This is a genomic window from Dyella sp. 2HG41-7 (genome assembly GCF_021390675.1).
Taxonomy (GTDB): Bacteria; Pseudomonadota; Gammaproteobacteria; order Xanthomonadales; family Rhodanobacteraceae; genus Dyella_B.
In genome coordinates this window covers 2,189,885-2,209,950 of sequence record NZ_JAJEJV010000004.1, presented here as the reverse complement: position 1 = coordinate 2,209,950, position 20,066 = coordinate 2,189,885, and the positions used below count along the sequence as shown (strand labels likewise).

Below are 20,066 nucleotides of genomic sequence, written 5' to 3'. Positions count from 1 at the left end.
CCCCCGATAAACGGGGGCTTTTCGTTTCGGCGAGCGGATCGCTCAGGCCGATTTTTTCTTCGGAGCGGCAGCCTTTTTGACGGCGGCCGGCTTGGTCACGGTCGTCTTGGCGCCGGTCACGGCAGGCTTCACGGAGTGCGCGCGCGAGTTACCGTAGCTGTTACGGTAGGTTTTGCCGCGACGGGTTTTACGATCGCCCTTACCCATAGGAAACTCCTTGATTCGACATACGGTTGATGGTTAATCATCCTAGCAGCGGCCCGCCAAAGCGCAAGCGGGAGTAGAAACTGGAACCGGGCTAGTGACGATGGTGCTGCGTACCGCAACCGGGACTGCCGTCCGGGCAATGCCCTGGGTCGATCTGCACCGTGGCGTGCTGAATGCCAAAGCGCTCCAACAAAATGCGATGGACCGATGCCAACGCACGCGCGTCGTCGTTCCGATCATGCAATTCCAGATGCAACGTCGCCATGAACGAACCGGACGCCACCTGCCACACATGCACATGATGCACATCGCGAATCGACGTGTCGGCGTCGCGCAACACGGTTTCCACTTCGTGCGGATCCATGCCTTCCGGCACGCCTTCCAGCAGGATGTGCGTGGAACGTCGCAGCAATCGCCATGCGCTGTTCAAAATCAGTAACGACACCAGCACGGATAACGCCGGGTCGGCCCAATTCCAGTTCAGCCAGCGCACCAACAACGCGGCGATTACCGCACCGACCGAACCGAGCAGATCGCCCAGCACGTGCAAACTCGCCGCGCCAATGTTGACATCGTCGTGCGAATGCCCATGCAAGCTGCGCAATACGATCAGATTCACCAGCAAGCCGACGACTGCGACTCCGAACATAACGCCGGAGAGAATTTCCACCGGTTTGAAAAAGCGCGAGATCGCTTCATAGGCAATGAAACCGACCAGCACGAATTGCGTCAGCGCATTGACGAAACCCGCCAGCACTTCCATGCGGCCATAACCATAAGTACGACGCGCATCGGCGGGACGCTGCGCCATGCGCACGGCCAACAAGGCCAGCATCAACGCCGCCGCGTCCACCAGCATATGCCCAGCATCGGCCAGCAAAGCGAGCGATCCGGACCACCAGCCGCCGATGACCTCGGCGATCATCATCCCTGCGGTAAGGACGAACGCGAAAAGCAGTTTTCGCTCGCGCCCCATCGTTCCCGCAGGATGTGCGTGATCGTGATGATGGTCGGCGTGGCTGTGCACGTGATTCATATCGCCATGCTAAAAAGCGATGCGGCCGTTACACAATCACTGCACATCAGCCGTGCGCGCACTGCGGACCATGCACATGACCGTGCAGGCGATCAAATCGAAGATTCGTGAAGTGCGCGGTGGCGACCAGCAAACCGCCGCACGTCACCATCACGCTATGCACGACGATCGAATAATTTTCCGCGAAGGTGACGCCGAGGATCAGCAGCGCAAGGCCGGGCAGCGCCAAACGCAGCGGCAGCGCGCGATGGTGCCGACGATAGCCGTTGACCAGCGCAAACAACGCCAGCGAGCTGGCGAACAGCACAAAACACCGTTCGAACGCGCGGCCGCCCAGAAAGCTCAGGCCCAGCAACGGGAGCACGGCAAGCAAGAACGGTAACGCGGCGCAGTGAATGGCGCACAGGAACGACGCGGTCGCGCCAACGCGATCGGCAAGGTTCCAGAAGCGAGCATTCGGCTGCGTTGGTGTGGGATCCATGGGCGGGACGGCACCATAAGGAAATGGCCGGCGGGTATCGGCTAGTTTTGATACATTATAACATCCAATGCCCGCACGCAAGGCGTGCTGGTGCGTCAGCCGAGGATTGGGGAATCGGATTGGGGAATCAGGCCTTACGGCACTGCTTGCACACGCCGTGAACTTCCAGCGTTTGCGCCTGGGGGCGGAAGCCGAAAGTCTTGGCCTGGGCCTCGATCAGCTCCGCGACGCGCTCGTCGCAGACTTCCTGGGCGCTGGAACAAACATCGCAAATCAGAAACGGCACCTGATGCGCCTCGGCCGGGTGATGGCAGGAGACGAAGGCGTTGATCGATTCCAGCTTATGGATAAAGCCGTGCTCCAACAGAAAGTCCAAAGCACGATAAACGGTCGGCGGCGCGGCGTTGCCGTGACGTTCGCGCAGATGATCGAGCAAGTCGTATGCCTTCACCGGCTTGCCGGCCGCGGCGATCAATTCCAGCACTTCTTTGCGCAGCGGCGTAAGGCGAAGGCCGCGTTCCTCGCTGGCATGTTCCACCGCCGCCACGAAGTCTTTGGGACTCTCGTGATGGTGATGTGCATGCTTGGTGGTTGTGCTGTTGCTCAACGTGTTCACCTCGTCGGCGATCATACACCGCTACCGTGGCAGCGGCGGCGGCTTAGCCAATTTGGGGGCGCGCAGCACGATTATCCAGCCGATGGGCCCCAGCACTGCCGCCCAGATTACGCCGGCTAGCAATCGCCCTCGCCACCAACCTAGCAAGGCCCCGACGGCGATAAACGCGAGATTCCACCAAAACAACGCGACCCAGGGCATCATCGCCATCAAGTTGATGAAGATGTGCAGATAGGCGTCGGGCGCATTCAGATCCACACCTTGCGTGGCTTTGGCGAGCAGCTCGTCCATGTATGTGTTGTCGTTTGCGCGCCGACGATCAGGCTTGCGCCAACGCGATCGCGTCGTCGATGCGCTTGAGCGCGACGTCGCGTCCGGTAAGATAAATCGTGTGGTCGATGGACGGCGACACCTGCGTTCCGGTCATGGCTACGCGTAGCGGTTGCGCAATTTTGCCCATGCCAAGTTCCAGCTTTGCGGCAACTTGCTCGATCACCTGATGAATCGGCTCCGGCTTCCACTCGCAGGTGGCGAGCAATTCGCGCGCGGCGCTCAGCACTTGCGCGGCGCTCTCGTTTTTCAGGTGTTTGGCGACTGCTTTGTCGTCCCACTCAACGATCGGGCCGTACCAAATCGCCGCGCGTTCGGCCATTTCCTTCAAGGTGTGCACGCGATCGCGCAACGCCACGATCACTTCGGCTGGCGCTGGCCCTTTGCTTGCGTCGATGCCAGCGCGCGCGAGATGCCATGCGAACTCGGGCGCCAGCGTTTGCGGATCGTCGGTTTTCAGATAGTGCTGGTTGAGCCACATCAACTTTTCGACGTCGAAACGCGACGCGGCTTTGTTGACATCGCCGACGTCGAACAGCTTGATCATTTCTTCGCGCGAAAAGATTTCCTGATCGCCGTGCGACCAGCCGAGGCGGACGAGATAGTTGAGGATCGCGTGCGGCAGAAAACCGTTCTCGCGGTACTCCATCACGCTGACCGAATTGGTGCGCTTGGAAAGCTTTTTGCCTTCCTTGTCCAGGATCATCGGCAGATGCGCGAACTCCGGCACCTTGGCGCCCAGCGCGTGATAGATGTTGATCTGGCGCGGCGTGTTGTTGACGTGGTCGTCGCCGCGAATCACTTCCGTGATGCCCATGTCGATATCGTCGACCACCACGGCAAAGTTGTAAGTAGGCCACCCGTCGGAGCGGAAGATCACCAGATCGTCCAGCTCCGCGTTGGACCATTCCACCCTGCCCTTCACTTTGTCGTCGAACACCACCGAGCCTTCCAGCGGGTTCTTGAAACGGATCACGCGATTGGGGTCCTCGCGATACGGCTCGTTGCGATCGCGGTAATAGCCGTTGTAGCGCGGCTTCTCGCCGCGCGCCATGGCAGCTTCGCGCATGGCTTCGATGTCTTCTTTGCTTTCGTAGGCGTAGTACGCCTTGCCGGCCGCGAGCAATTCTTGCGCTACTTGCTTGTAGCGTTCCAGGCGATGCGTTTGATAAATCGGCTGCTCGTCGGCGCTCAGATCCAGCCATTGCATGGCGTCGAGAATGGCCTGCACGGCCTCGTCGGTGGAACGCTCGCGATCAGTGTCTTCGATGCGCAGCAGGAATTCGCCGCCGCGACGACGCGCTTCCAGCCAGCAATACAGCGCGGTGCGCGCGCCGCCAATATGCAGGAAGCCGGTGGGACTGGGAGCGAAGCGGGTGCGGACGGTCATGATGTTTAGCGTTGCGCCGGGGCAGAACGCGAAATTTTAACCGATACCGAGGGGGAACTCCCCTTTCCCCCGCGGGAAAGGGGAATACCGCTTATTTCACGTGAATAGTGATCGGTTTCGACACGATCGGCGGGTCGAACGGAATGTGGTTCGAATCGCCCAATTCCAGCTGCAGCGTGTGGGTACCGGGCGGCAGCTTCAGCGTTGTTTCGGTCTGTCCACCGCCGAAATGAAGATGCTGCTCGTCTTTGGGGATGGGCTGGCCTGCCGAGGGCATGATTTTGACGTCCACCAGCAAATGGTGATGTCCCGTGTTTTCGTGGGTCACGCCTGCGGGCGCGACACCCATGCCCTTGAGGCCGAATCGCACGGTAAAACTTTGCGACACCGTGGCGCCATCTTGGGGCGAGATGATGTAGACCTCCGCGCCCGCAGGAGCTTTGGTCACGGGTAAGGCTGGCGTTTCCGCTGCGCAGAGAAAAGCAGGGGCGGCAACGAAGGCGAACGCAAGCAGCAGACGTTTCATTGGAAGTCTCCTGTTTCGGGTCGAAAAAGCCTATTCACCCAATCTAGTCCACCAGCGTTCGCCAAAACCAGCTTTTTCCGCATTCGGTAACACCCGTAACCGGCCTGTCACGTCTCCGCCATCGCCACGAAACGACACGAGCTCAAGCTATCGCCGTACAAGACGAGGATGCGCCATGCGTATCGGCATCATCAGCGAGACGTATCCGCCTGAGATCAACGGTGTCGCACTCACCGTGCATGGTCTGGCGACGGGTCTGGCCGCACGAGGCCACGAGATCGATCTCGTCCGTCCCCGCCAAATCGTCAGCCACGTCGACGAGCCCGGCATTGATGCACTGGAAACACGCGGCGCGGCGCTGCCACGTTATCCCGGTCTTCGCTTCGGACTTCCCGCGCCGCGCACGCTGCGCCATCGCTGGACCGAACGCCGTCCCGATGCGATTTACGTCGCGACCGAAGGTCCGCTGGGACGCTCTGCGGTCAAGACCGCGGTGCGATTAGGCATTCCCGTCGCCACCGGCTTCCACACGCGTTTCGATACGTATGCTGATCACTACGGCGTAGGTTTTCTGACCCCCATCGTGCACGGATATCTGAGCCGCTTCCATCAGCGCGCCAATGTCACGCTGGTTCCTACCGACGCACTCGCTGCGGAACTGACCGCGATGGGCGTCGATCATGCGCGCCTGCTGCGCCGCGCGGTCGACACCAAGCTGTTTCATCCGTCCAAGCGCGACAACGCCTTGCGCGAAAGCTGGGGCGTAGATGCGGATACGCCGGTCGTGCTTTATGTGGGACGCATCGCGCCGGAGAAAAATCTGGAGCTTGCGGTCGAGACCTTCCGCGCCATCCAGCAGGTCGCACCGAAAGCGCGCTATGTGTGGGTCGGCGATGGTCCCGCGCGCGCATCGCTGCAAGCTGCGCATCCCGATTTCAACTTTGTCGGTATGAAGCGCGACGAAGACCTGGCCGCGCACTACGCCAGCGCCGATCTGTTTCCGTTCCCGAGCCTCAGCGAAACCTTCGGTAACGTGATTTTGGAAGCGCTCGCCGCCGGTTTGCCGGTGGTGGCGTATGCCGAAGGCGCCGCGCGCGAACATCTGATCGATGGCATCAACGGTTTCCGTATCACGTCCGGCGATGCCCGCGCCTTTACGTCGGCAGCGGTCACGCTGGGCGGCGATATCGATTTGATTCGCCATATGGGACACGCCGCCACCGTCAGCGTGGAGCGTTTGTCGCCGGAAGCGGTGATCCGCGAATTCGAAAACCTGTTGCGCGAACTGGTCGAGGAGAACATGCATGACCGTCATGTCACCATCGCACCGGCCTGAGTCCGCCGTTCTTCCGCGCCATGCGTTCGACCGACGCATGTGCATCGCCGCCAACCGCTGGGGCGCGCGTCACGCTGTCGGCTTGTTCTTCGGCATCATCAGCCGCCTCGGCGATGGTGTGTTCTGGTACGCGCTGATGCTCGCCTTGGCGCTGATCGACGGCCTGCGCGGTCTGGAAGCCGCCGCACACATGGCCGTCACGGGATTGGTCGCGCTGTTGCTGTATCGCATTCTGAAGCGCTGGACGCGTCGTCCGCGCCCGTTCCGCACCTGCCCCGGCGTCATCGCGCATGTGCCGCCGCTGGACGAATTCAGTTTTCCGTCGGGTCACACGCTGCAAGCGGTGGGTTTCACCATCGTTGCGCTGGCGTATTACCCGATGCTCGCGCCGCTGCTGTTGACGTTCACCGCGCTGGTGGCGGCATCGCGCGTGATTCTCGGTTTGCACTACCCCAGCGATGTATTGGCTGCAATGTTTGTTGGCAGCGGTCTCGGCGCGCTGTCGTTGTGGATCGTGCACAGCGCGCCGCATTTGTTCGCCTGATCAATTTTTGCGCTGATCAATGGCTAGTCATGCTGTGCGCATACGCTTTGCGCTCAACGAGATAGCGCACCTATCCACAGGCTCTACCGGATACTTTCCACAACGCTTGTGGAAAACTGCGCGCACTTTCTGCGCAAAATTTCATCACGGTGTGCCAAGTGCTTGATCGCACAGTTGCGTGTGCGAGTTTTCCACAGGCTTTTCCAAGAAGCGTCCACATTTGCTGTGGAAAACATTCGTTTTCGCAGCGTGCGAATTTTTCCGATCTTAGAAACGACGATGCCGCCCGAAGGCGGCATCACGTGCAATTGTCAAGCACAAACTTTATGCCGCGCGCGGCACCTTGCGCAAAATGTTCAACACATCGGAAAGTTTGTCGCGCATCTCGCGGCGGTCCACGATCATGTCGATGGCGCCGTGTTCCAGCAGAAACTCCGAACGCTGAAAACCTTCCGGCAACGTCTCGCGCACTGTCTGCTCGATCACGCGCGGACCGGCAAAGCCGATCAAGGCTTTCGGTTCGGCGACGTTGATATCGCCCAACATGCCAAGACTGGCCGACACGCCACCAGTCGTCGGATGCGTCAGCACGCTGATGTACGGAACGCCCGCTTCGCGCAAACGCGCCAACGCAGCGGAGGTCTTGGCCATCTGCATCAGCGAGAACAAGGCTTCCTGCATGCGCGCGCCGCCCGTGGCGGAGAAGCACACCAGCGCGCTGCGATCACTCAACGCACGCTCGGCGGCGCGCGTGAATTTCTCGCCGACTACCGAACCCATCGAGCCGCCCATGTAAGAGAACTCGAAGGCCACCGCCATCAGCGGTTGTTCCTTGAGCTTGCCGCTCATCGCGATCAGCGCATCTTTTTCGCCGGTGGATTTCTGCGCGGCGACGATGCGGTCGCGGTACTTTTTCGAATCGCGAAATTTCAGCGGATCATTGGGCTCCAAGTTCGCCCAGAGCTCTTGCGCGCTTCCGTCATCCAGAAGCGCCAGCAACCGCTCGCGCGCGCCGATGGCATGATGATGGCCGCACTTGGGGCACACCATCAGGTTGCGTTCCAGCTCCGGCTTGTACAGCACGGCGCCGCAGCCACCGCATTTCTCCCAAACACCTTCGGGAACCTTGCCCTTGCCGCCGGGAGCCCCTGGGGTCCGCGTGCGGGGTGTCATGATTTTTTGCAGCCAATTCATTGATTCCGCCTCGATCTGAAAACAAGCGCGGCCTGTCCGGCACGCCCGGTCTGGCGATTCCTGCGCGTGTCCTTTGTCTATGGCGACGCTTTCGCCAAAGATAAAGGTCGAGGACGACCCGGCCTCGATCCAGGCTCTAGACCATAAAAGGTCAGAGCCGTTCCATTGTCAGTTTTTCGCTAAGCCCCGACGCCTCACCCTTCCCCCTCCGAAAAGGGAGAGCGAGTCATCAAGCGGCGTCCAATGCCGCGCGAATCGGACGGAGAAAATCGCCAACCCGTGTTGCGATTTCTTGTGCCGTGTTCGCACCGTTCAATCGCTCCACCAGCGCGCTGCCGATCACCACGGCATCCGCAAATTCACTGATGGCTTTCGCGCTCTGCGCATCCTTGACACCGAAACCCACGGCGACAGGCGCATTCGCTTGAGACCGGATATCCGCCACGCGTGCGGCGATGTCCTGCGTACTCAAGCGTCCTGCCCCGGTGATGCCGGCGAACGATACATAGTACAGGAAACCCTCCGCCGCCTTGCACAACTGCGCCATACGCGCGGGTGCGGTGGTGGGCGCGGCGAGCAGAATCTGCTGCAAGCCGGCCTGGCGCAGGGGCGCAAGAACGTCGGCTTCTTCCAGTGGGCAATCCACCAGCAACACGCCATCGACGCCGGCCGCGGCGGCTTCCTTGGCGAAACGCGCGTACCCGTGAATTTCCACCGGATTGAGGTAACCCATCAACACCACGGGCGTGTCGTTGTCGCGTTCGCGGAACGTAGCGACCCATCCGAGCACATCGGCAAGCCCCACGCCCTTGGCGATGGCGCGCTCGCTGGCGTGTTGGATCACCGGACCGTCGGCCATCGGATCGGAGAACGGCACGCCGAGTTCGATCACATCGGCGCCTGCATCGACCAACGCGTGCATCAAATGCACGACATGCTCGGGCGCGGGATCGCCGGCGGTGACGAACGGAATCAAGCCCGTGCGACCGGATGCTTTGAGCACGGCGAAACGGCGGTCGATGCGGTTCATACCTGAACTCCTTCGCGTGCTGCGATCGTGTGTACGTCCTTGTCGCCGCGGCCGGAAAGATTGCACAGCACGATGCCGTCTTTGGGCAGTTCGCGCGCCAGCTTTATCGCTTGCGCCACGGCATGACTGGATTCCAGCGCGGCAAGAATGCCCTCGGTACGCGCGAGCAAATGGAACGCTTCGAGCGCTTCGTCATCGGTAACGCCGACATATTCCGCACGACCGGCATCCTTCAAAAATGCATGCTCGGGACCGACGCCGGGATAATCCAAACCAGCAGAGACCGAATGCGTTTCGGTGATCTGACCGTTGTCGTCGCATAGCACGTAGGTACGATTGCCATGCAAGACGCCGGGGCGACCCGCTGCCAGCGACGCAGCGTGATGCCCCGTCGCAATGCCCTCACCCGCCGCTTCCGCACCGACGATGCGCACGTCACTGTCGTTGAGAAATGCGTGGAACAAACCGATGGCGTTGGAGCCGCCGCCGACACACGCCGTAAGCACGTCGGGCAAGCGACCGTATTGCTCCAGCATTTGCGCGCGCGCTTCACGCCCGACGATCGCATTGAAATCGCGCACCATCATCGGATACGGATGCGGGCCCGCCACGGTGCCGATGATGTAGAACGTATCGGCGACATTGGTCACCCAGTCGCGCATCGCTTCGTTCAACGCATCCTTCAGCGTTTTCGAGCCCGATGTCACCGGCACGACTTCGGCGCCGAGCAGCTTCATGCGGTACACGTTGATTTTCTGTCGCTCGATATCGACGGCGCCCATGTACACCACGCACTTCAAACCGAAACGCGCAGCCACGGTTGCGCTCGCAACGCCGTGTTGGCCTGCGCCGGTTTCAGCGATGATGCGCGGCTTGCCCATGCGCTTGGCGACCAAGGCCTGGCCGATGGTGTTGTTGATCTTGTGCGCACCGGTGTGATTGAGGTCTTCGCGCTTGAGCAGAATGCGCGCGCCGCCAACGTGCTTGGACAAACCTTCGGCGTGATAGATCGGACTGGGCCGCCCCACGTAATGGGTAAGGTCGCGATCGAGTTCGGCCAGAAATTCGGGATCCTCGCGCAGGCGCAAGTAGGCCTCGGTAAGTTCGGCCAAGGGCGCCATAAGGGTTTCGGCGACGTATTGACCGCCGAAGTTGCCGAACCGTCCGTGGGGATCGGGCCATTGATGGAAATCTTGGAGAGTGGCCATTGGTTAGAAATCCTGGGAAGACGCACGTGGCGGCTTGGACTGTGGAACGTTAAAAATACTGCGATTGGCCCGATCAAAAAAGCGATATCATGGCCTCAACATGTTAGAAAAACTCACGCCATAGATGCGCGACCTGCCCTCACTCAACGCCCTGCGCGCCTTCGAGGCCACCGCCCGCCTGGGCAGCGTGAGCCGCGCGGCGGAGGAGCTGCACGTCACCCATGGCGCCATCAGTCGGCAACTGCGCGTGCTGGAAGACGCGCTGGGGCAACCCCTGTTCGCCCGCTTCGGTCGCGGCGTCGCACTCACTGTCACAGGCGAGCAACTGCGCGATCGCGTCGCCGGTGCGTTCGATCAGCTGCGCGATGGCTGGGCGGAGCTGCGGCGTCATCGTCAGGACGCGCCGTTTGTGCTCAGCTGCGCGAGCAGTTTGCTTGCGCGTTGGGTGATACCTCGCCTCGAGCGACTCGAGCGCGATCTGCCGATGCTGCGATTGCATCTATCGCCCGAAGAAAATCCTCTTGCCCCTCAACACGCCGAGCCTGATGCCGCGCTGGCCGTTGCGACACCGCCGTGGCCGTCTGGTTGGCAGATCTATGAACTCGCGCCGGAGCGTATCGGTCCCGTCGTCAGTCCTCGCTATGCCGGCCTCCCACGCTTGCTGGAACGCGGTGCGACCGCGCTGAGCGACGAAGCATTGCTGCATACAAGTTCGCGCCCGCAGGCATGGCAGGCCTGGGCGGACGCCGCAGGCGTGCCTGCCGAAACCTTACGTCACGGGCAAGGTTTCGCGCGTCTGTTTTATCTGCTGGAAGCCGCTGTCGCCGGACTTGGCGTTGCGATTGCGCCGGCGCAATTGGTGCAGGAAGACATCGATGCAGGCCGCCTGCTCGCGCCGTGGGGTTTCGAGCAAACCCATGCGCGATGGATTCTGGCCGTACCACAGCGCCGACATGACCAACGCATCGACGCGTTAGCTACCTGGATGCGCGACGCGCTCTCTCAGACTTAATCGTACTTATGCGTTGCGAACCGCTTCGATAAACGCGCGCAACTTGATCGGATCCTTGATGCCCGGCGCGGATTCGATGCCACTCGCCACATCCACGGCCCACGGTTGTGCGGCGCGAATGGCGGTGGCCACATTGTCGGGCGTGAGTCCGCCGGCAAGTATCAACGGCTGTTTCAGATCGCGCGGCATCAGCGACCAATCGAACGACTTGCCGCTGCCGCCCGCCTCGCCCAGACCGTGGCCATCGAGCAGCAAGCCTGCGGCGTGCGGATGATCGCGCAGCTGATAAAGCGCCGCGGCGCCCTCGCCCATCGCGATAGCTTTCAGATAAGGCTGACCGAACTGCGCGCACCATTCGTCGCTTTCGTCGCCGTGGAACTGAAGCATCGAAGGACGAACGGTATCGATGATCTCTTGCACGAAGTTCGCTTCGTCGTCCATGCAAAGCGCAACCGTAGTGACGAAAGGAGGCATCGCTTCAATGATGGCGCGCGCTTGCGACAGCGAAACCTTCCGTTTGCTGCGCGCGGTCAACACGACGCCGATGGCGTCCGCGCCGAATTCCGCCGCCAGCAAAGCGTCTTCCACGCGCGTCATGCCACAGCTTTTAATGCGGGTCATTCGCTGACCTCCTCCGGTAAGCCCCAATGTCGTTCGTAGCGTGGACCGATAAACGTCAGGCCCGATGCTGCGGCGGTGGGCCCGGCGACTTCGCGATTGCGTCCAGCTAACAACGACGCCACCCATTCCACCGACTCTTCGCCGCGACCGACTGGCAGCAGCGAACCGACGATATTACGCACCATGTGATGCAAAAATGCATTCGCTTCGATATCGACGATCACGTGATCGCCTTCGCGTCGAACACTCAATTGTTTCACTTCGCGACGCGCGTGCGCCGCCTGACAGGAAATAGCGCGAAACGCGGAGAAATCGTGTTCGCCGGTCAACGCTTGCGCGGCGGCATGCATACGTTGGGCGTCGAGAGGCTGGCGTTCCCATGCGACATAACGTGCATCCAGCGCGGGACGAATCGCGCGGTTGAGAATGGTGTAGCAATAGCGACGGCTTCGCGCCGAGAAGCGCGCATGAAAATCGTCGGATACGTGCTGCGCCCACAACACCGCTACGGTCGTCGGCAAATTCGAACATGCGCCCAGCACCCACGCACGCATATCGCGCTGCGCGTCGGTGTCGAAATGCACAACCTGGCAACGGCCATGAACGCCTGCGTCGGTGCGACCGGCGCAGGTCACGGTCGTCGGCTGCGCGGCGACGAACGAAAGCGCTTGCTCCAGGCTCGCTTGCACGCTGGCGCCGTGGCTCAGCCGTTGCCAGCCGAGAAAGTCGGTGCCGTCGTATTCGATGCCTAAGGCGATGCGCATGGGTAATCGGGAAATCCAGTGAGGCGACAAGAGTAACAGGTGCCTTCGCGTCGCCTCGCGTCGAGCGCTAAAACGCATCGGGCCGGCATAGCCGGCCCGATGGATATCACTGGAAGGCGACAACACTCAGCGGATCTTTTCCATGAGCGTCTTCGCCACATCCTTCTGCATCTGGGTGCCTTCGTGCAGAACTTCTTCCAACATGGCGCGAGCACCGTCCGGGTCGCCCATGTCGAGGTAGGCGCGTGCGAGATCAAGCTTGGTGTCGATCGGATCGTCGTGGAGTTCGCCGAATGCGTCGTGGTCGGCGTGTTCGACGTGATCGGTGTGCGGCGTCTCGGTCGGCTCTTCGAAATTCCAGGTCGAAACCGGTTCTTCGTCGGTTTCTTCTTTCACTGCGGGCGCGGCCGTGCGATTGGCCGGCTCGCTGTGATGCGGCGTCAGATCGAAATCGAAGTGGTATTCGCTCACTTTGGACGGCTGCGGCGACGGGCTCTTGACCGGAGCAATGGGCTCCGCGTCCGCAGCCGCGCGATCGCTGGCGTAGCTATCCAGATCGAAATGATGGAGCGGGGCATGATCGTCGTGCGCCGCCTCACCAACGCCATGCGCGAAGAGCGGATGGCCGGGGGCCAAGTCTGCGCCCATGTGCATCACGTCCTGCCACTCCGGTTGGTCGGGATCGGAGATATGCGCATGCATCGCTTCGGCAGCCGCTTCGAAATGCTCGACGTCGCGACGCGTGTAGTACAAGCTGACCAATTCGAGATGCAGCGCGATGTCGTCCGGCTGTTCGGCGAGCTGATCGAGCAATTCGTCCTGATCCAGATCGACGCCCGTGTGGTCGTGGCTGTCTTCGCCATCGACAGTGCCGAAGCGATCCGCAAGCGAACCTCCGGTCGGAGCAATCTTCGCCGGCTTGGCGCCGCCGGACTTGCCGCGGCGTGAAAGCAAACCGAGCAGCAGCAACACCAGCACACCGCCACCTGCGGCCATCGCCCAGGTTTGCGTGTACCAGGGCTCCTCCGCAGCAGGCGCCGCGTGATGAGGCGGCGCAACTACCGGCTTGGCGGCAGGCTTCAGCGGCGTGGTCGCTGCGACGTGAGCCGCGGTGGAAGCATTCGCTGGCGACGTGGCCGGCTTGTTCGCTGCCGTCGATGCAGCCGCAACAGCGGGCGCGGGTGCTGCGGCATGCGTGGATGCAGGCGCTACAGGCGCCGGAGCGGGGGCAGCGGCTTTGTTCTGCGCGGCCGCTACAGGCGCATTCGTTGCGGCCGGCGCGCCAGCGGACTTGCGGGCTTCGGCGAGCTTTTTCTGCAAATCGGCGATTTCGTCGTCTTTGAGCGACAGCAAATGCTGATTCTTGTTATTGAGGTCTTCCAGATCTTTCAGGCGCGACTTCAGGTCGGTGCTCTGTTGCTGCAACGATGCGAGCGTTTCCTGACTGCGCTGCAATTCCTGGCGAACCTTGGCGTCGTTGCCGCCTTTTCCGGTCGCTGCGGCGCCTTCGCTGCCCGGCGGCACCAGCGCCAGTCGATCTGCCTTGCTATTTGCAGTGGGGGCGACCGATGCATTTTCGCGTGTGCCACCCGCCGCCACAGCGACCGGTGTGCTGACTGCGCCGTTACGCCAGTCGCTGTTTTGCTGACGGACGGTAGCGGCTGCCGCTTCGGCCGCGGTCGCCATCGCATCGTCGCGCGAGGGCACGCGCAGAATGGCGCCCGCCTTCAAAGCATTGATGTTGTCGCGATAGAAGGCATCCGGATTGGCGGCCTTCAAGGCCAACATCATTTGATTCGTGTCGACGCCGGACGGCGCGACTTCGGTCGCGATATGCGACAGCGACGTGCCTTTTTCGACCGGACCGAACTGACCGTTCTTGACCTGGCTGGCGCCGCCATGAGACGCGGCATGGCGCGGCGCGGCAGCGGCTGTTTCATTCGATGCCGGCGCGGAGGCGCTGGCGGCAGGCGCGCGATGCGTTGGCGCGCTGCTCGCCGGCGCAGTCTGCGCAACCTTGCTGGCCGGATCGAGCAGGATCGCGAATTCGCGCACCGTGCTGCCCGCGTTGGTGTTCACTTCGACCAGCAGATCGAGGTAAGGGTCGTCCACCGCCGAGCTGCTGGTGACGCGAATCAGGCGATGGCCACCGACGTCCACGACGTTGAATTGCAAAGGGACCGAGGGACGCTCGCTGCCTGCTTTGGCGAAAGCCTCGTTCGACGCCAATTGAGCGCTGAGGCTGTCAAGTTCGGCGGGGGTGGCCTGCGTGACCGGAATTTCCACCAGCAGCGGCTGACCCAACGCCGATTTGACGTGCGCTTGGCCCAGTTCCACGGCTGCCGCCTGGCTGCTGCCCAAGGCGAGCGCCAACAGTATCGACAGCTTCAACGAACGATTCATCGCTTGGCTCCCCCGAGACACCCCGGACGCTTTACCGAAAAGCCACCGCAGGTTGCGGCGACTTCCTCTTGGAAGGCGTCACTTTAGTTAGATAAACGTCAATCAACAATACCATATTTATCCGCCAGACCCTTCCGGCGACGATTTTCTTCGTCCGGCGTGACGGCCATCAATGCCCGGTCGCAGAGGGCTTGCTTGCATCCTGGGTCGCCTTGAGCTGTTGGCGCAGCTCGGCGATGGTACGGTCCTGTTGTTGCAGTCGTTCCGCCGCCTGTTGGCTGGCGGTTTCCTGCTGGGTGACATTCTTCTGCAAACGCTGCACTTCGGCCTGGTGCTGGACGACACGTCGATTCACGTTGACGACCGCTTTGGTCGAATCGGACGACGACTGCGCCCACGATACCGAACTCAACAGGCAACCCACCAAAACCAGACCGAAGCGATGCATTACAGATAATCCTCAATGAGCAGTTCCGCGATTTGCACGGCGTTGAGCGCCGCGCCCTTGCGGATGTTGTCGGCCACGATCCACAGATCAAGCCCGCGATCGTGCGAAATGTCTTCGCGAATGCGCCCGACGAACACCGGGTCCTGTCCGGCCGCATCGCCCACTGGCGTGGGATAGCCGCCTGGCTTGCGCTCGTCCTGCACCACCACGCCATCGGCGCTTTCCAGCAGCGAGCGCGCTTGATCGGCGGTGATCTTGTCGCGCGTTTCGATATGCACGGCTTCGGCGTGACCGTAGAACACCGGCACGCGCACGGCGGTGGGATTCACCTGGATGGATTCGTCTTCCAGGATCTTGCGCGTTTCCCACACCATCTTCATTTCTTCTTTGGTGTAGCCGTTCGCCTGGAATTCGTCGATATGCGGAATCACGTTGAACGCGATCTGCTTGGGAAACTTGGACTTTTCCACATCCTGGAAGTTGAGCAAAGCTGCCGTCTGCTTACCCAGCTCTTCCATGCCCGAACGACCCGCGCCGGATACCGACTGATACGTCGCCACGTTGATGCGTTCAATGCCCACCGCGCGATGAATCGGCGCCAGCGCCACCAGCATCTGCATGGTGGAGCAATTCGGATTGGCGATGATGCCGCGCACGGTGTATTGCGCGATGGCGTGCGGATTCACTTCGCTCACGACCAGCGGGATATCGTCCTGGTAGCGGAACTCGGACGTGTTGTCGATGACCACGGCGCCAGCGGCGGCAGCGCGCGGCGCATGCGCGCGACTCACCGAACCGCCGGCGGAAAAGAAGGCGATGTCCACGCCATTGAAGTCGTAGTTATCCAGGTTCTGCACGGTGACCTGTTTGCCAGCGAACTCCACTTTGCTGCCAGCCGAACGCTCGCTCGCCAGCGGCACCAGCTCGCTGATCGGGAAATCGCGCTGCGCCAGAATGCTCAGCAGGGTCTCGCCCACGGCGCCAGTCGCGCCCACCATGGCTACCTTGTAACTACTCTTCTTGCTCATCTTCAGATCACTTGTCTTGGGGTTTAGTAGGTCGCCATGGCGGCGCCGAGACCCCGACTGGGGAATCTAGCCTGCACGGCACGCGAACAACACGGCACAACCTTGCCAGCGTGAGACGTATCACGTTTCGACATCATGCCTTGCTCGCGCTTCAGGATTAAGCAGGGATGGCGGATGTCCCGCGCTGGGTCCGTAACCCAGCGCGGCCAGCAAATTATCGGCGGCCAGCTGCGCCATCGCGCGGCGCGTATCGGCGCTGGCGCTGGCGATATGCGGGCTTAGCACGGCGTTGTTCAGTTCGCGAAGGGCCGGATTGACGGCAGGCTCGCCCTCGAAGACGTCGAGCCCGGCCGCGGCCACTCGACCTTCGCGCAACGCCACCGCAAGCGCTGCGTCGTCGACGATCCCGCCGCGGGCGATATTCACCAGCACGGCCGTCGGCTTCATTAGCGCAAGTTCTGGCGCGCCGATCGCATGATGATTTTGCGCGTTGTAAGGCAGCACCAGTATCAGATGATCGGCGCGCTTGAGCAGCGCTGTTTTCTCGACCCATTCGGCGCGGCATTCGCGCTCGATCGCTTCAGGTAGGCGCGAGCGATTGTGATAGAGCACCGGCATCCCGAAACCGTAGGCGCGACGTGCGATCGCTTGCCCGATGCGCCCCATACCGAGAATGCCCAGCGTTTTGCCGTGAACATCCACGCCCAGCCAATCGTCGAAACGCATACCGCCGCGCCATTCCCCGGCACGCAGCCAACGTTCGGCGCTGCTGACGCGTCGCGCGGCAGCCAACAGCAACGCCCACGCGTAGTCGGCGGTGGTTTCGTTGAGGACGTCCGGCGTATTGGTGGCGAGAATACCGGCCTTCGTCAGCGCTGGAAGATCCAGATTGTTGTAGCCAACCGCCAAATTGGCGATCGCGCGTAAGCGCCGATTGCCCGCAATCACCTTGTCGTCGATGCGATCGCTCAAGCCGATAATGGCCCCATCGACTTCTGCCAGCTTTTCGCGCAACTCCTCCGGCGTGTGCTTGTGCTCGCTGGTTTCCACATGCACGTCCACATACTGGGCGAGGCTCGCCAGTACTTCCGGGAAAAGTGGGCGCGAAACCCAGATGCTTTGTGACTTGCTCATGCCGACCGAATACCGTGGATGCGTATTTCCTGTCGTTGTGCTCGTTGCAGCGGACGACAGGCCCTTACTCCATTAAGGGATGCGCGGTTTTATGTCGCCTACGTCGCCGCACTGCGCGCGGTGGCGCAAGGCATGATCCATCAACACCAAAGCCATCATTGCCTCCGCGATAGGCGTGGCACGAATGCCGACGCAGGGATCGTGACGCCCCTTGGTGACCACGTCGACCGCCTCGCCGGACAGGTTCACGCTGTGGCCGGGAATCAGAATGCTCGATGTGGGCTTGAGCGCCATCGAGGCACGTACCACCTGCCCCGTACTGATGCCACCCAGAATGCCACCAGCGTGATTGGACGTAAAGCCGTCCATTTGCATTTCATCGCGATGCTGACTGCCTCGCTGAGGAACGACGTCGAAGCCGTCACCGATTTCCACGCCCTTGACGGCGTTGATCGACATCAGCGCGGCGGCGAGGTCGCCATCGAGCTTGCCGTAGATCGGCTCGCCCCAGCCCGGGGGCACACCTTCGGCTTCCACGTTCACGCGCGCACCGACCGAGTCACCGGATTTGCGCAGCGCGTCCATGTATTTTTCCAGCGCCGGCACCTGCGCTTCATGCGGCCAGAAAAAAGGATTTTGCTCGACGGCATCCCAATCGAAACCTTCGGGAACGACATCGCCGATTTGCGCAAGATAACCGCGAATGCGCACGCCGTAGCGCTCGGCCAGCCACTTCTTCGCGACCACCGCCGCAGCCACGCGCATGGTGGTTTCGCGCGCGGAAGAACGTCCGCCACCACGCGGGTCGCGAATGCCGTACTTTTGCCAATAGGTGTAGTCGGCATGGCCCGGGCGAAACGTCTGAGCGATATCGCCGTAGTCCTTGCTGCGCTGATCGGTATTGCGAATCAGCAGCGCGATCGGCGTACCCGTAGTGCGACCTTCGTAAACGCCCGAGAGAATTTCCACGTCGTCCGCTTCGTGACGTTGCGAGGTGTGGCGACTGCGTCCGGTTGCACGGCGCTCAAGATCGGTGCGGAATTCTTCGGCAGAAATGTGCAATCCGGGCGGGCAGCCGTCGATCACGCAGCCGATGGCGGGGCCATGGCTTTCGCCGAAGGTGGTGACGGTAAACAGCTTGCCGGTGGAATTGCTGGACACGAGGGGGACCGAAGTGGCAAAAGGAATGGCCTGCAGACGCGGGCCAGATCCTCATCTTGCCATGCTTGAAGGCCTCACGCCCGTCTCATGACGAACGATCAGATCGTGCGGACAGCCATTCCCGCGCCAACAGCGCATAGATCGCGTCGTCCACCCACTCGCCCCGAAGCTTCAAGCTTTCTAGAAAATGCGCTTCTTGCCGCATGCCTAGCGAGCGAAGCAACGCGGCGCTTGCGATGTTTCTTGGATCGATGGACGCATGCATGCGATGCGCACGCCATGTCTGGAACACGAACGCGAAAACCGCTTCTAATGCCTCGCGGGCATATCCTTGGCCTTGGTACGCAGGCGCGATCGATATACCGAATTCGTACGAAGCATCGAGATCGACGGGAATATGGACACCCATATCGCCGATCAGATCGTCGTTATCCGATAGGCGGATAGCGCGCTGCATCCACCGCCCGCGTTGCGCGGACGATGCTTCGCGTTGCGCTCGAATAAATGCCAGCGCCTCCGCACGCGTCACAGGACACCAGCCCTGATAACGCGCCACCGCAGGATTGGAGCGGTAACCGAACAACGCATCCGCATCCTCTTCCCGCAATGCGGTGAGGCGCAGCCTTGCCGTGAAAAGCTCCATGCGCTGGCGCTACGGATTAACCGCGAAAGCGCGCCATCGCCGCTGTGTGAATGGCATCGGCGTGTTCGATCAGATCGCGCCGCTCCACCGCAAACACGCCCATCTGCCCGACTTTGAACTCGATCCACACAAAGGGCACTTCAGGCAGCAACGCCATCAAGGCGTGCTCGCTTTCGCCGACTTCGACGATCAGCAGACCGTCTTCGCTAAGGAAATCGGCAGCTTCGTCCAGCATGCGCAGGCAGATATCGAGGCCGTCTTCGCCCGAGGTAAGGCCGAGCTTGGGCTCGTGCGTGTATTCGCCAGGCAGCGCGGCGTATTCGTCTTCGGTGACGTACGGCGGATTGGACACGATCAGGTCGTACTTGCGTCCTTTCAGCCCTGCGAACAGATCCGAATGGAGCACTTCCACCCGCTCGCCCACATGCTGAAAGGCGACGTTCTCGCGTGCGAGCGACAACGCATCGTCGCTGATATCGACGATATCCACCTGCCAATGCGGGTTGTATTCGGCCATCGCGATGCCGATGCAACCGGAGCCCGTGCAAAGGTCCAGCGCGCGCTCCACATGGCGACCGTCCAGCCACGGCGTAAAGCCCGACTCGATCAATTCGGCGATCGGCGAACGCGGCACCAAGGCGCGACGGTCGCTCTTGAACTTCATGCCGGCAAACCAGGTTTCGCCGACCAGATAAGCCACGGGAAGACGCTCGGTGATGCGGCGCTCGATCAGATTCAGCACGCGCGTGCGCTCTTCCGCCGTGAGTTTGCCGGCGCCATAGGCCGGCGGGATATCCGGCGGCAGGTGCAGGCTGGCCAGCACCAGATGGGTGGCTTCGTCGATGGGGTTGTCGTGACTGTGGCCAAACGTGAGGCCCGCAGCGGAAAAGCGGCTAGCGCCGTAGCGAATGAAATCGATGATCGAGGCGAGTTCAGCAGTCACGTAGGCACGGT

The 20,066-nt window shown here is 61.5% G+C and carries 22 protein-coding genes; 3 read left to right on the top strand and 19 right to left on the bottom strand.

Annotation, left to right across the window (positions count from 1 at the left end):
* Window positions 1–42: 42 nt before the first annotated feature.
* The 7 genes from L0U79_RS11325 to L0U79_RS11295 form a co-directional block, all read right to left on the bottom strand.
* Complete coding sequence (locus L0U79_RS11325) at window positions 43–207, bottom strand: 30S ribosomal protein THX (protein WP_233842385.1); 165 nt, start codon at window positions 205–207, stop codon at window positions 43–45.
* Window positions 208–298: 91 nt separating this feature from the next.
* Window positions 299–1,243 carry a cation diffusion facilitator family transporter gene (locus L0U79_RS11320; RefSeq protein ID WP_233842384.1) on the bottom strand — a complete coding sequence of 315 codons (945 nt, stop codon included), beginning with the start codon at window positions 1,241–1,243 and terminating at the stop codon, window positions 299–301.
* Window positions 1,244–1,289: 46 nt separating this feature from the next.
* The gene (locus L0U79_RS11315) at window positions 1,290–1,724 is read right to left on the bottom strand and encodes a MerC domain-containing protein (protein WP_233842383.1); all 435 of its coding nucleotides are present in this window, start codon (window positions 1,722–1,724) and stop codon (window positions 1,290–1,292) included.
* A gap of 127 nt (window positions 1,725–1,851) precedes the next feature.
* On the bottom strand, window positions 1,852–2,355 hold the full coding sequence (locus tag L0U79_RS11310; protein ID WP_233842382.1) for a transcriptional repressor: 504 nt from the start codon (window positions 2,353–2,355) through the stop codon (window positions 1,852–1,854).
* A gap of 6 nt (window positions 2,356–2,361) precedes the next feature.
* Window positions 2,362–2,631 carry a hypothetical protein gene (locus L0U79_RS11305; protein WP_233842381.1) on the bottom strand — a complete coding sequence of 90 codons (270 nt, stop codon included), beginning with the start codon at window positions 2,629–2,631 and terminating at the stop codon, window positions 2,362–2,364.
* Between the two features lie 28 nt (window positions 2,632–2,659).
* Window positions 2,660–4,060: a glutamate--tRNA ligase gene (gltX, locus tag L0U79_RS11300; RefSeq protein WP_233842380.1), complete on the bottom strand. Its 1,401-nt coding sequence runs from the start codon at window positions 4,058–4,060 to the stop codon at window positions 2,660–2,662.
* A gap of 91 nt (window positions 4,061–4,151) precedes the next feature.
* Window positions 4,152–4,586, bottom strand: a complete 435-nt coding sequence (locus tag L0U79_RS11295) for a DUF4399 domain-containing protein (RefSeq protein WP_233842379.1) — start codon at window positions 4,584–4,586, stop codon at window positions 4,152–4,154.
* Window positions 4,587–4,761: 175 nt separating this feature from the next.
* On the opposite strand from L0U79_RS11295, the gene L0U79_RS11290 reads away from it, so the two are divergent.
* Window positions 4,762–5,922, top strand: a complete 1,161-nt coding sequence (locus tag L0U79_RS11290) for a glycosyltransferase family 1 protein (RefSeq protein WP_233842378.1) — start codon at window positions 4,762–4,764, stop codon at window positions 5,920–5,922.
* Complete coding sequence (locus L0U79_RS11285; RefSeq protein ID WP_233842377.1) at window positions 5,891–6,466, top strand: phosphatase PAP2 family protein; 576 nt, start codon at window positions 5,891–5,893, stop codon at window positions 6,464–6,466. Before L0U79_RS11290 ends, L0U79_RS11285 begins: the two co-directional genes overlap by 32 nt.
* A gap of 324 nt (window positions 6,467–6,790) precedes the next feature.
* Here the strand turns inward: L0U79_RS11285 and accD are convergent, their stop codons facing one another.
* From accD to trpB, 3 genes are all read right to left on the bottom strand, one after another.
* Complete coding sequence (accD, locus tag L0U79_RS11280) at window positions 6,791–7,660, bottom strand: acetyl-CoA carboxylase, carboxyltransferase subunit beta (RefSeq protein WP_233842376.1); 870 nt, start codon at window positions 7,658–7,660, stop codon at window positions 6,791–6,793.
* A gap of 229 nt (window positions 7,661–7,889) precedes the next feature.
* Complete coding sequence (gene trpA, locus L0U79_RS11275) at window positions 7,890–8,690, bottom strand: tryptophan synthase subunit alpha (protein ID WP_233842375.1); 801 nt, start codon at window positions 8,688–8,690, stop codon at window positions 7,890–7,892.
* Window positions 8,687–9,898: a tryptophan synthase subunit beta gene (trpB, locus tag L0U79_RS11270; RefSeq protein ID WP_233842374.1), complete on the bottom strand. Its 1,212-nt coding sequence runs from the start codon at window positions 9,896–9,898 to the stop codon at window positions 8,687–8,689. Before trpB ends, trpA begins: the two co-directional genes overlap by 4 nt.
* Window positions 9,899–10,022: 124 nt before the next feature.
* Here trpB and L0U79_RS11265 point away from each other — a divergent pair, with 124 nt between their 5' ends.
* The gene (locus L0U79_RS11265; protein ID WP_233842373.1) at window positions 10,023–10,910 is read left to right on the top strand and encodes a LysR family transcriptional regulator; all 888 of its coding nucleotides are present in this window, start codon (window positions 10,023–10,025) and stop codon (window positions 10,908–10,910) included.
* Window positions 10,911–10,916: 6 nt separating this feature from the next.
* On the opposite strand, the gene L0U79_RS11260 is transcribed toward L0U79_RS11265, so the two are convergent.
* The 9 genes from L0U79_RS11260 to prmB all read right to left on the bottom strand — a co-directional run bounded on the left by L0U79_RS11260 (window position 10,917) and on the right by prmB (window position 20,055).
* Window positions 10,917–11,531, bottom strand: coding sequence for a phosphoribosylanthranilate isomerase (locus tag L0U79_RS11260; protein WP_233842372.1), 615 nt, complete (start codon window positions 11,529–11,531; stop codon window positions 10,917–10,919).
* Window positions 11,528–12,295, bottom strand: coding sequence for a tRNA pseudouridine(38-40) synthase TruA (gene truA, locus L0U79_RS11255; protein ID WP_233842371.1), 768 nt, complete (start codon window positions 12,293–12,295; stop codon window positions 11,528–11,530). The genes L0U79_RS11260 and truA overlap by 4 nt, the downstream gene beginning before the upstream one ends.
* A 126-nt stretch (window positions 12,296–12,421) precedes the next feature.
* The gene (locus L0U79_RS11250; RefSeq protein ID WP_233842370.1) at window positions 12,422–14,698 is read right to left on the bottom strand and encodes a FimV/HubP family polar landmark protein; all 2,277 of its coding nucleotides are present in this window, start codon (window positions 14,696–14,698) and stop codon (window positions 12,422–12,424) included.
* A gap of 169 nt (window positions 14,699–14,867) precedes the next feature.
* On the bottom strand, window positions 14,868–15,146 hold the full coding sequence (locus L0U79_RS11245; protein ID WP_233842369.1) for a hypothetical protein: 279 nt from the start codon (window positions 15,144–15,146) through the stop codon (window positions 14,868–14,870).
* The gene (locus L0U79_RS11240; protein WP_233842368.1) at window positions 15,146–16,174 is read right to left on the bottom strand and encodes an aspartate-semialdehyde dehydrogenase; all 1,029 of its coding nucleotides are present in this window, start codon (window positions 16,172–16,174) and stop codon (window positions 15,146–15,148) included. Before L0U79_RS11240 ends, L0U79_RS11245 begins: the two co-directional genes overlap by 1 nt.
* Before the next feature lie 120 nt (window positions 16,175–16,294).
* Complete coding sequence (locus L0U79_RS11235) at window positions 16,295–17,308, bottom strand: D-glycerate dehydrogenase (RefSeq protein ID WP_233842367.1); 1,014 nt, start codon at window positions 17,306–17,308, stop codon at window positions 16,295–16,297.
* A 72-nt stretch (window positions 17,309–17,380) separates the two neighbouring features.
* Window positions 17,381–18,469, bottom strand: coding sequence for a chorismate synthase (aroC, locus tag L0U79_RS11230; RefSeq protein WP_233842366.1), 1,089 nt, complete (start codon window positions 18,467–18,469; stop codon window positions 17,381–17,383).
* Between the two features lie 85 nt (window positions 18,470–18,554).
* Window positions 18,555–19,112 carry a GNAT family protein gene (locus L0U79_RS11225; protein ID WP_233842365.1) on the bottom strand — a complete coding sequence of 186 codons (558 nt, stop codon included), beginning with the start codon at window positions 19,110–19,112 and terminating at the stop codon, window positions 18,555–18,557.
* A 16-nt stretch (window positions 19,113–19,128) separates the two neighbouring features.
* Entirely contained in the window at window positions 19,129–20,055 is a 927-nt protein-coding gene (prmB, locus tag L0U79_RS11220) for a 50S ribosomal protein L3 N(5)-glutamine methyltransferase (RefSeq protein ID WP_233842364.1), read from the bottom strand.
* Window positions 20,056–20,066 lie beyond the last annotated feature (11 nt).